The organism is Klebsiella sp. GG_Kp146, assembly GCF_040061975.1.
GTDB classification, from domain to species: domain Bacteria; phylum Pseudomonadota; class Gammaproteobacteria; order Enterobacterales; family Enterobacteriaceae; genus Klebsiella; species Klebsiella quasipneumoniae.
This window is the reverse complement of the sequence record NZ_JBEAHA010000003.1, coordinates 186,571-200,631: the sequence shown is the minus strand read 5'-3', so window position 1 is coordinate 200,631 and position 14,061 is coordinate 186,571. Positions and strand designations below refer to the sequence as shown.

The following is a 14,061-nucleotide window of genomic DNA, read 5'->3' as shown; positions in this document are numbered from 1 at the left end:
GATGCCAGGAGTGGGCAGCAACACATCCGCTTACTAAATATTGTTCAGATCTAAGGTAATAAAATGAAACTGACGCCGGTATTTATTAAGCGTTGTCATCTTGTGGCCGCCGTTATGTGGGTGGGTCTGGCGATACCCTCGTTAATCTGGTGGAAAGACAGCGTCCTGTGGGTCATTCTCATCAGTATTTACGCTAATATTGTTGGGCATTTATCCGGATATAGCGCAGCGCGAGCTGACCAGGCGGCGGAAGAGAATGAAGACTCCCCGTCAAAATAAAAAATTAATGATCAGAGGTGTATATGACGGATAGTGAAAATTACCATAACTGGCTTCGCGATGCCCATGCCATGGAAAAACAGGCCGAGTCACTGCTTATGGCCACCATCAGACGCCTCGATAATGAACCGCAATTACGGACCCGCCTTGAACAACATCTCTATGAAACCCGTCGGCAACTGTCGGCCCTGCAGGACCTTATCGCCCGCAACCATATCTCCCGCTCGGCGCTGAAGGATGCGATGAGCCGGGTCGCAGCCCTGGGCCAGACTATTGGCATCATGCTGCCCGGCGATGAGCTCATTAAACTGATTATCACCGCCTACGTTTTTGCCCATTTTGAGGTCGCCTGCTATACCGCTTTATTAACGGCGGCGAAGCGAGTGGGGGACCATAGCGCGATGCCTACTCTGGAAGGGATCCTTGCCGAAGAGAGAGGGATGGCTGACTGGCTGCTGCATCATTTGCCGGCGCTGGCCGGGCAATATCTGATGCATAACAATCTGCCCGGCGTTGAGGCCGGACAATAAGCCGCCGGAGTCAATTATGGTTAAGCGCCACACCATCGCGCTGCTCGCCACCGAGAAAGCGGTTCCGCTGAAATTAACCGCCAGGCAGCAGGCGCTGGTGGACGCGGTGGCCAACAGGGCCCCTCCTGCAGAGCATGATCCCGTATCGCCTGTCGGCAAAGCAGACGTCAGGAACAGGAGGGCGCGCTGAGGAAGCTGACAGTGGCGGGCAGAACGCAAGGTGATAGTGATGCAACAGGAAGAGTGGTTTCACAGAGCGGTCATCTATCAGGTGGACAGTTCTCTGTTTTACGATGCCAACGGCGATGGGTTTGGCGATCTTGCCGGTATCCGCCAAAAGCTGCACTACATTCGTAGTCTGGGGGCGACGGTGCTCTGGCTGACCCCTTTCTATCTCACCCCCCTGCAGGATGATGGCTATGATATCAGCGACCATCTGCAGCCCGATCCCCGCTTCGGGACCATCGCCGACGTGATTGAGCTGATTGCCCGCGCCCGGGAGCTGGGACTGCGGGTGATCGTTGAGCTGGTTATCCAGCATACCTCTGCCCGGCACCCGTGGTTTCAGGCGGCGCGACGCGATCCCCGCTCGCCGTGGCGACCATACTATCTTTGGGCCGATCGGCCGCCGGAGAACGACGATCCGCCCATGTTTCCCGGCGTCGAGGAGAGCGTCTGGAGCTGGGACGACCAGGCCGGACAATACTATCGTCACATGTTTTATCGGCATGAGCCCGACCTGAATCTCGCTCATCCGCCGGTGATCGCCGAAATTGAAAACATCATCACCTTCTGGCTGCAGGCCGGGGTGTCAGGATTTCGCCTCGATGCGGCGTCACATCTGGTGAAGCAGGCCGGGAAGGGCGAAGAGGCGCGGGGCTACCCGCTGCTGACGCATCTTCGCCAGGTCGTGCAGCGCCTCAACCCCGACGCGATACTGTTGGGTGAAGTGGACGTGGAGGTGGAAGCGTATCGCCATTATTTCGGCCGCGGCGATCGGCTGCAGATGGTGCTCAATTTCTGGCTTAATAAATACCTCTATGTCAGCCTGGCGCAGCAGCGCGCCACCCCGGTGGTGAAGGCGCTGCAGGCGATGGTAGCCCCGCCGGACGGATGCTGCTTCGTCAACTGGCTGCGTAACCATGATGAACTGGACCTGGAGGGGATTGGCGAACGCAACAAGCGCCAGGTTATCCGCACCTTTGCCCCGGATAAATCGATGTCGGTTTACCAGCGCGGCGTGCGCCGGCGGCTGGCGCCGATGCTGGGTGGCGATACCCGACGCATCGCGCTGGCCCATGCTATCCTGCTGGCGCTGCCTGGCGTGCCGGTGATGCGCTATGGCGACGAGATTGGTATGGGCGACGATCTGCGCTTACCGGAGCGCTACGCGGTCCGAACGCCGATGCAGTGGTCGGCGGCGCCCAACGGCGGCTTCTCCCGGGCGGCGCGGGATGATTTGCCGGTAAAACCGGTGGCCAGCGGACGGTTTCGCTACCAGCGGATCAATGTCGAAGCGGCGCTGCGCCACCCCCGCTCGCTACTGCATCGGGTGCGCAATATGGTGCTGGCGCGCACGGAATATACTGAACCGGGATCCATCCCTTTTACCCTCCTTACGGTGAAGCCTGCCGCTGTGCTGGCCTTGTGCTATCGCAGCGAATCGCGGGAGGTGCTGATGCTGGCGAATTGCGGCCAGCAGGCGGTAGAGGTGCAGCTCCCGCCGCTGGCCGAGGGCTACTGGAGCCCGATTCTGGAAGATAAGTTCTACCAGGACGGGCTGCGCGGCGGGGAAGAGGCGCGGCTGGCGCTCTCAGGGTATGGCTACCGCTGGTTCAGCCGCAGCCTGGCTTAGCGCCGTCTCCCCGGTCGGCGGAACAACGCGCGCAGGGCCATCGTCGCCACCGCCACGCCGACGCCAGCAGCCACTTTTCCCGGGAGATCGGCGCTGATGGTCACTGCTTTACGCCGCGCGCCCTCGTTAAAAGGGCCGTGTCCGGGATGATTGCCGCGCACCGGCGTGAACAGGTCGTCCTGGTGCTCTGCCGGCTTCGGCTGGCCGGTAAACTGTCCCTCCCACGCTTTCTTCACCATCAGCCGATCGAGCAGACGAGGGAAGAAGACCTGGCCGAGGATCGACTGGATGGTGCTTTTCCCCACCCACAGCTCGTTCACCGGCCGCTGGATCACGCTGTAGATAGCCTCGGCGGCGACCTCCGGCTGATAGACCGGCGGTACCGGCTGCATGGCCTGATCCATTTTGTTGCGCGCCCAGCCAAACTGAGCGGTGTTCATCCCCGGCAGCTGGACCATGGTCAACTGGATGTGGTTTTTCTCATGCATCAGCTCGGTGCGCACGGCATCGGTGAAGCCGCGAATGGCCGCTTTGGCTCCGCAATAGGCCGACTGCAGGGGGATCGAGCGCCAGGCCAGCGCCGATCCAGCCTGAATAATCACCCCCCGATCCCGGGGCGTCATCACCTCCAGCGCCGCGCGGGTGCCGTTGACATAGCCGAGATAGGTCACCTCCGTCACCCGGCGAAATTCGTCGTCGCTCATCTGACGAAAGGGCGCCAGTACGGTGGTCATGGCGTTGTTGATCCAGACGTCTATGGCACCGAGGGTGGCTTCCACCTCGGCGGCGGCGCGCTGCACAGCCCCGGCATCGGCAACATCGGCGCTAATCGTCAGCGTTTTGACGCCAAACCGTTCGCAGGCCTGCTGCGTCTCCTGCAGACCCGTTTCATCGCGGGCGATCAGCGCCACGTGATATCCTGCGCGGGCGAAACGCAGCGCGGTGGCTTTTCCTGCCCCGGCGGTTCCGCCAGTAATAACCATCACGGACATAATGACCTCATTCATTTTTTCGCTATCGTAAATTTAAGCTGCACGGAACGAATAATTATTAAGCACAAATAATAACAGTGAGGTGGGAAATATCCTGGAATAAGCGCAGTGTGAATCAGGCGACATATCGTGATGACTCTGGCCTGTTTCTGCATAAGCAGGCGTTGAGGTTCTATAATCTGTAAGGTCCCTGACAACCCGCGAGGAGGAAAAATGTTGACATCAAACACGCGTAGCGTTGAAAAAGAAGAGGATGACGCCACCCGCGCCCCGGAATCGGGGGATAAACAACCGGAGCGCGATAAATAGCTATTCCGGTGTTATTCCTGTTGCGGAATAATGGATATCTGGCCGTTACGTTCGAGAATAGCGAATTTGATCGCTTTCAGTTCATAAATCCCATGGTGCTGCCTGGCCGCCAGCAGGATATCATCGACAGAAATATTGACGAGCTTGATTTTCTCATCGATGACAGCACCATTTTCCACCACGATAACCGGCGTGCCATCAAGGAAATTTTCCGCCTGGGCAAATTTTTTCTTAATATAACCAAATAAAATATCAATACTCACCAGGGTGACGATAGTCAGCATCGAACCGGTGACGGAATAGTCTGTGCTGAGCATCGCCTGCTGGGTAGCTTCGCTGATAATCAGCAGCAATATCAGGTCAAAATTCGTTAACTGCATCAGGGTTCGTCTGCCGGCAATCTTGAAAATAATCAGCAATATCAGATAGATTGCTGCGGCTCTAAGGACCATTTCCATCGCGACTCCTACGGATAGACAAACTGCTGCCAGCTGACGGCAGGGCGATCGTTGACGGCCGCCTGCAGGGAGAGCGTGCCTATGGTTTTGGGGGTAATCGCTAACCACACTGAGAGCGGCAAGCGGCTGGTCGTCCGCTGATACACCAGATATAATTTCCCGTCGGCACTGTACATTTTATCCGGCTGCGGGCGGATATCGCCAAGCTGGTAGCGAGTTAATAACGTGGCGGCGAAGCTGATCGTCGTGTCATTTTCCTGGGTGGGTTTGATCTGAATATTCAGTTCGGTTTCACTCATCAGTCTGGCATAACGCTGGTAATCGACGATTAATTCACCTCCGGCGCTTTCCCGGTGCGCCTCACTGAAATAACCAGAGGACCACAGGCCGCTTAACGCGGTAAGGATAATGAGGCTGAGTGCAATTATCCCATAGCGCCTGAAGCGATATTCAAAGCGGAGGGCTCGTTCATTTTCGTCGACGATGGGACAAGGCTTTTGATTCTCAATCATTATTATTTTCCCCGCGTTTCGTTTCGGCAACAGCGCAACGATAAGGACATTCTTATATTAGACGATATCAGAACAATTGACTTTGTAAAAATGGCCAGCCTCAGCCAGGCTTTATTCTGTTCATCAGCAAAAACAAGGAGGCATGATGAAAAAATTAGCCTTGGCCATGGCCTGTTTGTTTGCCGCCGCTGTCGCGCAGGCGGACGATAAGGGCGGTTTTAGCCAGGATGCCGCGCCGCCGCCGCCGCACAAACTGGATGACGGCTATCGCGGCGTCGAGGAGGGGCGGATCATGACCGTTGAGCAGGCGAAAACCATGCACGACGGCGCCACGGTTTCGCTGCGCGGCAATCTGCTGACCCGGCAGGGAGATGACCGTTATCAGTTTCGCGATAAAAGCGGCACCATCACCGCCATTATTCCGGTTGCCGCGTTTAATGAACAGCATGTAGAGCCTGACGATCTGGTCAGTATTAACGGTAGCCTTGATCGCAAAATGACGCCGCCGGTAGTGCGTATCGATCGCCTGCTCAAACAGTCGCCTAAATAAGGGGGGCTTGCCGGTATGAGCACAACATCTCACACGCATGGCGAGGAGCGCGGGAAGCACCCTGCGCGCGAGGCGCCGGGCGAACAGGGCGAAGTGCCGCGTAAACGGGACGATAGCGAGGATGACAAAACCGATCCTTACCATCCTCACGATGGCCGTTAGCGTCACCCGCAACGGGAACTTTCGGGAACGCCGGGGTGGCGGGCCGCAGAATAGACGCAGGTTCGGCATCAGGCACTATACTTTTTGTTCGACATCATCACAGGAGGAGTAATATGGCGATTCATAAGAAAGGGCTGGCGCACTGGGAAGGCGATCTCAAGCATGGCAAAGGCACCGTGTCGACGGAGAGCGGGGCGCTGAGCCAGCAGCCCTACGGCTTTAACACCCGTTTTGAAGGGGTGAAAGGCACCAACCCCGAGGAGCTGATCGGCGCCGCGCATGCCGCCTGCTTCTCGATGGCTCTGTCGCTGATGCTCAGCGAAGAGGGCTATACCGCGACGTCCATCGACACCACCGCGGTGGTCACCCTCAATAAAACCGACGGCGGGTTTGCGATAACCGACATCGCGCTGCAAAGCCAGATTGTCCTGCCGGGCGTCGCGCCGGCGGCGTTCGATGAGATCATCCAGAAAGCGAAGGCCGGCTGCCCGGTATCGCAGGTGCTGAAAGCCAATATCACCCTCGACTACCAGCTGAATCCGTAAGCTGTCGTGCCCGCACTCTGCGGGCACCGTTCCCGCGCTCTCTCTCCCCGCCACTGCCTCCGCTGCGCAATAGTGGTATCTTGGGTCCTTTCGCAAACGTAAAGGACTCCATCATGATCGGCATTCGCGGGATGATCGAGGCGCAGGTGCTCGGCCTGACCGGCATGGCGCTAAAAGAGATTGACTTTGAACAGCCCAAAGGGGAGCCGGGGCTGTTTGGTCCGCAATCAGCCATCTGGCAGGTGCATGGCGATTTTACCTCTATGTTGTGCGGCGGCATTAGCGCGCTGCTGCTGCAGATGCTGCATCCCCTGGCGCTGGCCGGCGTCTGGGACCACTCCCGTTTTCGCGAGGATATCTTTGGCCGCCTGCGCCGCACCAGTCAGTTTATCTCCGCCACCACCTTCGCCGCCACCCCCGACGCGGAGCGGCTGATCGCCAAAGTGCAGGGGATCCATCAGCGGATCGCCGGGGTGGACAAGGACGGCACGCCGTATCAGGCAAGCGACCCGGCGCTGTTGACCTGGGTGCATGTCGCCGAGTGCAGCCGCTTTATGGCCTCCCACCTGCGCTATAAGCGCACGGTGGTCAGCGTCCAGCGCCAGGAGGACTATTTTCGCGAGTCGGCGGAGATCGCTCGCCGGCTGGGGGCCGAGGATATTCCCCGGACGCCGAATGAGGTCGCGGACTATCTTGAGGCGATGCGCCCGCAGCTGCGCTGTGACGAACGTACCCGGGAGGTGGCTGAGGTGCTGCTCACCACCCGTCTGCCGGGTCGCCTGAGTCAGCCGGTTGGCCAGGTGATGATGCGGGCCGGGATCGATCTTCTGCCGCCATGGGCGCAGGAGATGCTGGGACTGTCGCTGACGCCGCTGCAGCGGCGCACGACGCGTCTGATGGTGCAGGCTATCGCCCGCGTGCTGCGCGCCTCGGTACGCAACGGCGCCTGGCATTGCGCCATGCGCCGGATGGCGGAGGCGTGATTCAGCCCGCCTCGCTCAGGTGCCGGGCAATCAGCGCCTCCAGGCTACCGTCCGCTCGCCATTCGTTCAACGCGTCGTTCACCGCGCTAAAGCGGGCCACGTCTTCCCGGGCGACGCAGATGGCCTGCTGGATCTCGGTAAAATTATCCGCCAGGACCCGCACCTCCGGATGGCGGCGCGCTGTCGCCTCCAGCGGCTGACGGATGCCGGCGACCATATCCCCTTCACCGGCGAGGAAGGCGTCGATGGCCTCCTGCGAGGAGGGGAGACGATTCAGGCTGGCGTGCTGCAGATGGCGGGTTAGCCACAGATCGTAGGCGGCGTTTTGCCCGACGTTAATCGTGGTTGCCGGGCGATCCATATCGGCCACGCTCTGGCAGGGCGAACCGGCTCTCACCAGCGCGGTTCCCTGGATGGTGATATAGGGAGAGGTAAAGCGCAGGGTCGCCTCCCGTGCCGGATCGATGGCCAGAAAGGCAATATCCCAGCGTTCGCCGCCGGCGTCGGCCACCACTTTACCGGCGGCAGGATAGGTGACGAACTCGGCGGCGACGCCCCAGCGCTTCGCCAGTCGATGGCTGAGCTCGGGGGTAATGCCTGTCGGCACGCCCCTTTCGCCAGGATGGGCCAGTACCGCATTGCCCAGATTAATGGCAAAACGCAGTCGGGAGGGTGTGATATCTGACATCGCTGACTCCTGTGGTGGCTAAGAGAAGGCGGCCCGACCTGTCGGCGCCAGTGATAAGATAGTCCATCCGCGCGCGGTTGTACCTCTCCGGCCACACTTTCAGAATCTATTCATTAACGACCGCAGCGAATTCGTTAAACCGCAAGGCAATGGCTTTTATATTGTTAAGCATAAACTCAGCTTGTCAGTTTATTCTTCCCGCTCACTGAGGGAGAGAAATAATGACACAACATAATTTTGAAAATGATAATAAATATCATCAGCGTTCGGAGCAGGCGCGAAAGAGTACCCTGGTTAGCGTGGTGGTCAATATTTTTCTCTCCGCGTTGCAGATTGCGGTAGGAATATTCTCGGGTTCCCAGGGGTTAATTGCCGATGGAATGCACTCTTTTTCCGATCTGCTCGCCGATGGCGTTGTGCTGGTGGCGAATAAAAAGAGTCGCCGGCCCTCTGACCACGATCACCATTATGGCCACTGGCGCTATGAGAACGGCGCCTCTCTGGTCCTCGGCGCGATCCTGGCGCTGGTCGGGGTCGGTATGCTGTGGTCTGCGGCGGGTCATCTCGCGCAACCGCAGACGATTGCGCCGGTGCACAGCGTGGCGCTGTGGATGGCGCTGTCGGCGCTGGTGGTCAAAGAGGGGTTGTTTCGCTATATGCTGGCGGCCGCCAGGCGGCTGAACTCCTCGCTGCTCATCGCCAACGCCTGGCATGCCCGCTCGGACGCCGCGTCATCCCTGGTGGTGGCGCTGGGGATCATCGGTAATCTGGCCGGGTTTGCCTGGTTCGATCCGCTCGCCGCGCTGGCGGTGGGGCTGGTGATTACGCGGATGGGCTATCGTTTCGCCGCCACCGCGCTGCACGATTTAATGGACCGCGCCGTCGATGAAGAGACGCAGCGGGCGATCGCCGGCACGCTGCGGGCCACGCCGGGCGTGGCGGGTCTGCACGATTTGAAAACCCGTAAGGCGGGGGATCTGGTGCTGGTGGATGTCCATCTCGAGGTGGCCGGAGAGCTGTCGGTAGCCGAAGGGCATCAGATTGCCCGGCAGGCGCGGGCGCGGGTCATAGCGCACCATCCGGTGCTCAATGTGATGGTGCATCTCGATCCCAGCGCGGCGGTTGCCGGTTCGCCGGGGGAGGCAAACTGCCTGACGTCATAAGCGGAAAACAGACTGGCTCAGCGGTTATTTAACCTCTGAGCCATTATTCCTCGCGCCACCCGCTCGCACATTGATTGCCCGAACGATAAATAAGGCTCATACTGAGCCGGCCATGACCATCGCTAAATAATGGCGCAGATCTGCCCGTTGCAGTTAACGATAAAATAAACCAATCGGTTCATCGATACTCTCTATTTTTTATTAAGAGATAATAACCAGAGCGGTAATTCAGGAAGTCAGACAATGATCATTCGGCCAGAACAACACTGGTTTCTTCGCCTATTTGACTGGCACGGCTCCGTGCTGTCAAAAATCATCTTTCGTCTGCTGCTTAATGTGCTGATGTCCATCATCGCCATTATCAGCTATCAATGGTACGCGCAGTGGGGGATCCACTTAACGGTGGCGCCGTTCAGCCTGCTGGGGATCGCGATAGCGATTTTCCTCGGCTTTCGCAACAGCGCCAGCTACAGCCGCTTCGTCGAGGCGCGCAATCTGTGGGGGACGGTGCTTATCGCCGAACGTACGCTGGTGCGCCAGTTGCGCAATATCCTGCCGGCCGAACACGATGCCCATCGCCGCATTGTCAGCTACCTGGTGGCTTTTAGCTGGAGCCTGAAGCACCAGCTGCGCAAAACCGATCCGACGGCTGACCTGCGGCGGTTGCTGCCGGCGGACCAGGTGGCGGAGATCCTCGCCAGCTCAATGCCTACCAACCGGATCCTGCTGCTGGTCGGCAACGAAATCGGCCAGCTTCGCGAGGCGGGCAAGCTTAGCGACATCACCTATGGGCTGATGGACAACAAACTCGATGAGCTGGCGCACGTGCTGGGCGGCTGCGAAAGGCTGGCCACCACCCCGGTGCCGTTCGCCTATACCCTGATCCTACAGCGCACCGTGTATCTGTTCTGCACGCTGCTGCCGTTCGCCCTGGTCGGGGATCTGCACTACATGACGCCGTTTGTCTCGGTCTTTATCTCCTACACCTTTTTGTCGTGGGATTCACTGGCGGAAGAGCTGGAGGATCCCTTCGGCACCGCCGCCAACGACCTGCCGCTGAACGCGATGTGCAATACCATTGAGCGCAATCTGCTCGACATGACCGGTCAACATCCGCTGCCGGAGACGCTGCGTCCGGACCGGTACTTCAACCTGACCTGAGCCCCTGCGCACCGGGCAGTTTCCGCTGCCCGGTCATCACTTTCCCGCGCCCATGCGACCCGCCGCGCGGAGGGAGCGATAAAAGCAAAATTTGCAAATAAGTTAAATTTAACACCCGATAGATAACATCAATTATACAGATTTGTGGTGTATGTTATTATTCGGTTAACAAACGCAGTACCTACGCTTTCCCATCGTACTATCCTTGAGAAACAGCATTCTTATCAGGTGACGCCGCGCACACCACGCCTCGTCGCCGGGGTCGTCGCACGCTTTTTTTCCGCTGGCGGCGGCCAGAACAGAGCAGCAGGAGTAAAAAGATGACCAATAAAAGACGCGCGGTTCCCGGTGTTCACCCTTATGACGGTCCGGCAGGCGGGTGGGGCGCGTTGAAGGCGACGGCCATCGCCGTGCGTACCCAGATGGATGCCTTTGAAGCGCCCGCCACGCTGCTGCGAACCAACCAGCCTGACGGCTTCGATTGCCCGGGCTGCGCCTGGCCGGATAAAGAGCATAAATCCACTTTTCAGTTTTGCGAAAACGGCGCCAAAGCTGTGACCTGGGAGGCGACCACCAAACGGGTGACGCCAGCGTTCCTCGCGGCTAACACCGTGACCTCCCTGCTGGCGAAAAGCGATTTTGAACTGGAGGGCTATGGCCGCTTAACCCATCCTTTGGTTTACGACCGCGCCAGCGACACGCTGCGCCCGGTGGCGTGGGAAGAGGCTTTCGCCCGTATCGGCGAGATCCTTCGCGGCCTGCAGCCGGATGAAGTTGAATTCTACACCTCCGGACGGGCCTCCAATGAAGCGGCATGGCTGTTTCAGCTGTTTGCCCGCGAGTATGGCACCAATAACTTTCCCGACTGCTCTAACATGTGCCATGAATCCACCAGCGTGGGCCTGCCGCAGTCGATCGGCATTGGCAAAGGCACCGTTTCCCTCGACGATTTTGACCAGACCGAGCTGGTGATCTCTATCGGCCATAATCCGGGCACCAACCACCCGCGGATGATGGGCACCCTGCATGAGCTTTCCCGCCGCGGCGTGCCGATTATCGTTTTTAATCCGCTGCGTGAGCGGGCGCTGGAGCGTTTTGCCGACCCGCAAAACGTGATGGAGATGGCGACGTATCGCTCGACGCCGATCGCCTCGACCTACTACCAGGTGCGGGCCGGCGGCGACGCGGCGGCGCTGAAAGGGATCGCCAAAGCGCTGCTGCAGCTGGAGGAGGAGCAGGGCCAGGTACTCGACCACGCGTTTATTGCGCAACATACCCAGGGGTTCGCCGCCTTCGCCGAGGATCTGCACGCCACCCGCTGGCAGGACATTGAGCAGGAGTCCGGCCTGACGCGCGAGTCGCTGACCCAGGTCGCCGTGGCCTACGCCAAATCCAGGGCCACCATCGTCACCTACGGCATGGGGATCACTCAGCATAATAAAGGCACTTCCAACGTCCGGCTGATTGCCGACCTGCTGCTGATGCGCGGCAATATCGGCAAGCCGGGGGCGGGCATCTGTCCGCTGCGCGGCCACTCTAACGTGCAGGGAAACCGCACCGTTGGGATCAGCGAAAAACCTTCCGCGGCCTTCCTCGACAGCCTGCAGCGGGTGATGGGGATCACGCCGCCGCGGCATCATGGTCACGATGCGGTGAAGGCGCTGGAGGCCATGATCGCCGGCGACGCCAAAGCCCTGATCTGCCTGGGGGGCAACTTCGCCGTGGCGATGCCGGATCACGAACGCGCCTTCCCGGCGATGCGCGGCCTTGAGCTCAGCGTGCACGTCGGCACCAAGCTCAACCGCTCGCACCTGCTGACGGCGAAAGAGACCTTTATTCTGCCGTGCCTTGGCCGCACCGAGCTTGACCTGCAGGCCAGCGGCCGACAGTCGATCACCGTCGAGGATTCGATGTCGATGGTGCATGCCTCGTCAGGCAAGCTAAAGCCCGCCTCGCCGACGCTGCGCTCGGAGCCGGCGATTGTCGCCGGTCTCGCGATGGCCACTCTGCCGGCCAGCAAAGTGGACTGGCTGTATCTGGTGGAAGATTACGACCGTATTCGGGAGCTGATCGAACAGACCATTCCGGGGTTCGATAATTATAACCAGCGCATTCGCCACCCCGGGGGCTTTCGCATGCCGCTGCCGCCGACCGAGCGCATCTGGCCTACCGCCACCGGCAAAGCCATGTTCTCGGTTTTCAAAGGCGTGCATGAGAACGTGGTGGTGGAGGGCGAGGAGGTGATGCGCTTAGTGACCCTGCGCAGCCACGACCAGTACAACACCACCATCTACGCCATGGATGACCGCTACCGCGGCGTCTTCGGCCGCCGCGACGTGCTGTTTATGAACGAGCAGGATATGGCCGCCCAGGGTCTGGAGCATGGCGATCGGGTCGATATCCACACTGCGCTGCCGGGCAGCTCGCTGACGCTCAGAGATATCACGGTGGTGGCCTACGGCATCGCGCCCGGCACCGTCGGCGCCTATTATCCGGAAGCCAACGTGCTGGTGCCGCTGAACTATCTGGATGAAGAGAGCGGAACGCCCTCCTATAAGTCGGTCCCCGTCCGCCTGACGCTGCGCTCGAAAGAGATCCGCCCGCTGTCCGGCGTGCGTTAAAGAAGGAGGGCGTTGGGCGGCGTCGCGCCGTCCTGCGCCCGTCGCCCCCTCGTCTCCTCGCTTGAATTTATCGGTTATGAAACTAACATTCTGGTAACCTGTGCGCGGCCCCGGGGGTGAACGGCGGGGTTCAAACGGGAAAAAGAATGGATATTAAGCAACTCAAATATTTGATCGCGCTCGATCAGACGCGCCATTTTGGCCAGGCGGCGGCAGCCTGCCATATTACCCAGCCGACCCTCTCCATGCGCATTCGTAATCTGGAAGAGGAGCTGAACCTGACCCTTATCCAGCGCGGCCAGCGCTTCGAGGGTTTTACCCCGGAGGGGGAGCGGATCCTGGCCTGGGCGCGGGCGGTGCTTGCCGCCCATGACGGTCTGGCGGCGGAGGCGGCCATTTGTCGCGGACAGATGGTCGGTCAGCTACGGGTTGGCATGGTGCCGCTGGCGAGCCTCAATCCGATGCAGCTGATTAAACCTCTCGCGGAGAAATACCCGGCGCTGCAGTTCAGCCTGCTGTCAATGACCTCGGAGCAGATTATCGATGGCGTCAGCCGCAACCAGCTGGACCTGGGGATCTGTTACCTGCAGCATCTGGATGAACGTCTGTTTAAGATCGCCCGGCTGCCGCAAACCCGGATGGGACTGTTGCACGATAAACGCCATTTCGACTTCAGCGACGGGACGCCGGGGTGGGATAGGCTGGCGACGCTGCCCCTTGGCTTTCTGACCAAGGGAATGTACTACCGGGAATCCATTGAAATCAGCTTTAAGGCCAAAGGGCTAACGCCGAAGTCTGTCTTTGAAAGCGATTCGACGTTTCAGATTATCCAGGCGGTGCAGGCGGGGATCTGCTGCGCCATCATGCCGCTCAACAACGGCCTGGAGGCCCTCAGCGACAATCTTGACATCCTGCCCATCGCCGAAAGCCAGGTCGATTCGCAGTTGGCGCTGATTATGCGCCAGCAGGAGCCGGTCTCGACGCTGGCGGAAAAATGCTTCGCCGAGGCGCAGGGGATTTTTGGCTGAGGTGGCGCGACTGGCCGGGCGGCTAGTCAGCAACCATGTCTACATAGTCCCCCGAGGGGGCCAGCAGAGCTCCGGCAGAGCAAGGGCATGGGCATGGGTAGAAGTGATAGTGCGGCGCTTCACACCAGTGTTCAAATGACACAAGCTTTAATGACCATCCTTTCTCCTTCCTGCGATATACATCACAAATATTAACTACGGCAACAGCCGTCATTTAAGTTAACA

Annotated in this window: 16 protein-coding genes; 12 read left to right on the top strand and 4 right to left on the bottom strand. The window is 59.4% G+C overall.

All coding sequences use genetic code 11. The features are described 5' to 3' along the window. Positions 1-63 precede the first annotated feature (63 nt). From ABLU95_RS05460 to ABLU95_RS05445, 4 genes are read left to right on the top strand one after another with little or no spacing between them, the layout of a single operon-like run. On the top strand, positions 64-279 hold the full coding sequence (locus ABLU95_RS05460; RefSeq protein ID WP_004202641.1) for a hypothetical protein: 216 nt from the start codon (positions 64-66) through the stop codon (positions 277-279). 23 nt (positions 280-302) lie between these two features. Beyond that, positions 303-809: a ferritin-like domain-containing protein gene (locus tag ABLU95_RS05455; protein ID WP_087848779.1), complete on the top strand. Its 507-nt coding sequence runs from the start codon at positions 303-305 to the stop codon at positions 807-809. Between the two features lie 16 nt (positions 810-825). After that, a complete protein-coding gene (locus ABLU95_RS05450) occupies positions 826-999 on the top strand; it encodes a hypothetical protein (RefSeq protein WP_277475700.1) in 174 nt (57 codons plus the stop codon). Between the two features lie 39 nt (positions 1,000-1,038). After that, positions 1,039-2,664, top strand: coding sequence for an alpha-amylase family protein (locus ABLU95_RS05445; RefSeq protein ID WP_348875405.1), 1,626 nt, complete (start codon positions 1,039-1,041; stop codon positions 2,662-2,664). Here ABLU95_RS05445 and ABLU95_RS05440 read toward each other — a convergent pair. From ABLU95_RS05440 to ABLU95_RS05430, 3 genes are all read right to left on the bottom strand, one after another. Beyond that, positions 2,661-3,656: an SDR family oxidoreductase gene (locus ABLU95_RS05440; protein WP_348878979.1), complete on the bottom strand. Its 996-nt coding sequence runs from the start codon at positions 3,654-3,656 to the stop codon at positions 2,661-2,663. The genes ABLU95_RS05445 and ABLU95_RS05440 overlap by 4 nt on opposite strands. 320 nt (positions 3,657-3,976) lie before the next feature. Continuing rightward, positions 3,977-4,423, bottom strand: coding sequence for a YetF domain-containing protein (locus tag ABLU95_RS05435; RefSeq protein ID WP_023289822.1), 447 nt, complete (start codon positions 4,421-4,423; stop codon positions 3,977-3,979). Positions 4,424-4,431: 8 nt separating this feature from the next. Continuing rightward, the gene (locus tag ABLU95_RS05430) at positions 4,432-4,935 is read right to left on the bottom strand and encodes a hypothetical protein (RefSeq protein ID WP_087777026.1); all 504 of its coding nucleotides are present in this window, start codon (positions 4,933-4,935) and stop codon (positions 4,432-4,434) included. A 145-nt stretch (positions 4,936-5,080) separates the two neighbouring features. Here ABLU95_RS05430 and ABLU95_RS05425 point away from each other — a divergent pair, with 145 nt between their 5' ends. The 4 genes from ABLU95_RS05425 to ABLU95_RS05410 all read left to right on the top strand — a co-directional run bounded on the left by ABLU95_RS05425 (position 5,081) and on the right by ABLU95_RS05410 (position 7,175). Continuing rightward, positions 5,081-5,485 (top strand): YdeI family stress tolerance OB fold protein, encoded by a 405-nt coding sequence (locus ABLU95_RS05425; RefSeq protein ID WP_004202632.1) that lies wholly within the window; start codon positions 5,081-5,083, stop codon positions 5,483-5,485. A gap of 15 nt (positions 5,486-5,500) precedes the next feature. Beyond that, complete coding sequence (locus tag ABLU95_RS05420) at positions 5,501-5,647, top strand: hypothetical protein (RefSeq protein ID WP_065881663.1); 147 nt, start codon at positions 5,501-5,503, stop codon at positions 5,645-5,647. Between the two features lie 113 nt (positions 5,648-5,760). Then, positions 5,761-6,192, top strand: a complete 432-nt coding sequence (locus ABLU95_RS05415) for an OsmC family protein (protein WP_004202630.1) — start codon at positions 5,761-5,763, stop codon at positions 6,190-6,192. A 113-nt stretch (positions 6,193-6,305) separates the two neighbouring features. Further along, positions 6,306-7,175, top strand: a complete 870-nt coding sequence (locus ABLU95_RS05410; protein WP_023289819.1) for an oxygenase MpaB family protein — start codon at positions 6,306-6,308, stop codon at positions 7,173-7,175. A 1-nt stretch (position 7,176) separates the two neighbouring features. On the opposite strand, the gene ABLU95_RS05405 is transcribed toward ABLU95_RS05410, so the two are convergent. Next, positions 7,177-7,863, bottom strand: a complete 687-nt coding sequence (locus ABLU95_RS05405) for an ABC transporter substrate-binding protein (protein WP_086075893.1) — start codon at positions 7,861-7,863, stop codon at positions 7,177-7,179. A gap of 221 nt (positions 7,864-8,084) precedes the next feature. Between ABLU95_RS05405 and ABLU95_RS05400 the strand changes: the two genes are divergently transcribed. The 4 genes from ABLU95_RS05400 (at position 8,085) to ABLU95_RS05385 (ending at position 13,836) form a co-directional block, all read left to right on the top strand. Continuing rightward, positions 8,085-9,026: a cation diffusion facilitator family transporter gene (locus tag ABLU95_RS05400; RefSeq protein ID WP_348878976.1), complete on the top strand. Its 942-nt coding sequence runs from the start codon at positions 8,085-8,087 to the stop codon at positions 9,024-9,026. Positions 9,027-9,269: 243 nt separating this feature from the next. Further along, positions 9,270-10,187 carry a bestrophin family ion channel gene (locus tag ABLU95_RS05395; protein ID WP_032452977.1) on the top strand — a complete coding sequence of 306 codons (918 nt, stop codon included), beginning with the start codon at positions 9,270-9,272 and terminating at the stop codon, positions 10,185-10,187. Positions 10,188-10,507: 320 nt separating this feature from the next. Continuing rightward, on the top strand, positions 10,508-12,808 hold the full coding sequence (locus ABLU95_RS05390; protein WP_110237740.1) for an FdhF/YdeP family oxidoreductase: 2,301 nt from the start codon (positions 10,508-10,510) through the stop codon (positions 12,806-12,808). A 146-nt stretch (positions 12,809-12,954) separates the two neighbouring features. After that, on the top strand, positions 12,955-13,836 hold the full coding sequence (locus ABLU95_RS05385; RefSeq protein WP_049013677.1) for a LysR family transcriptional regulator: 882 nt from the start codon (positions 12,955-12,957) through the stop codon (positions 13,834-13,836). Positions 13,837-14,061 lie beyond the last annotated feature (225 nt).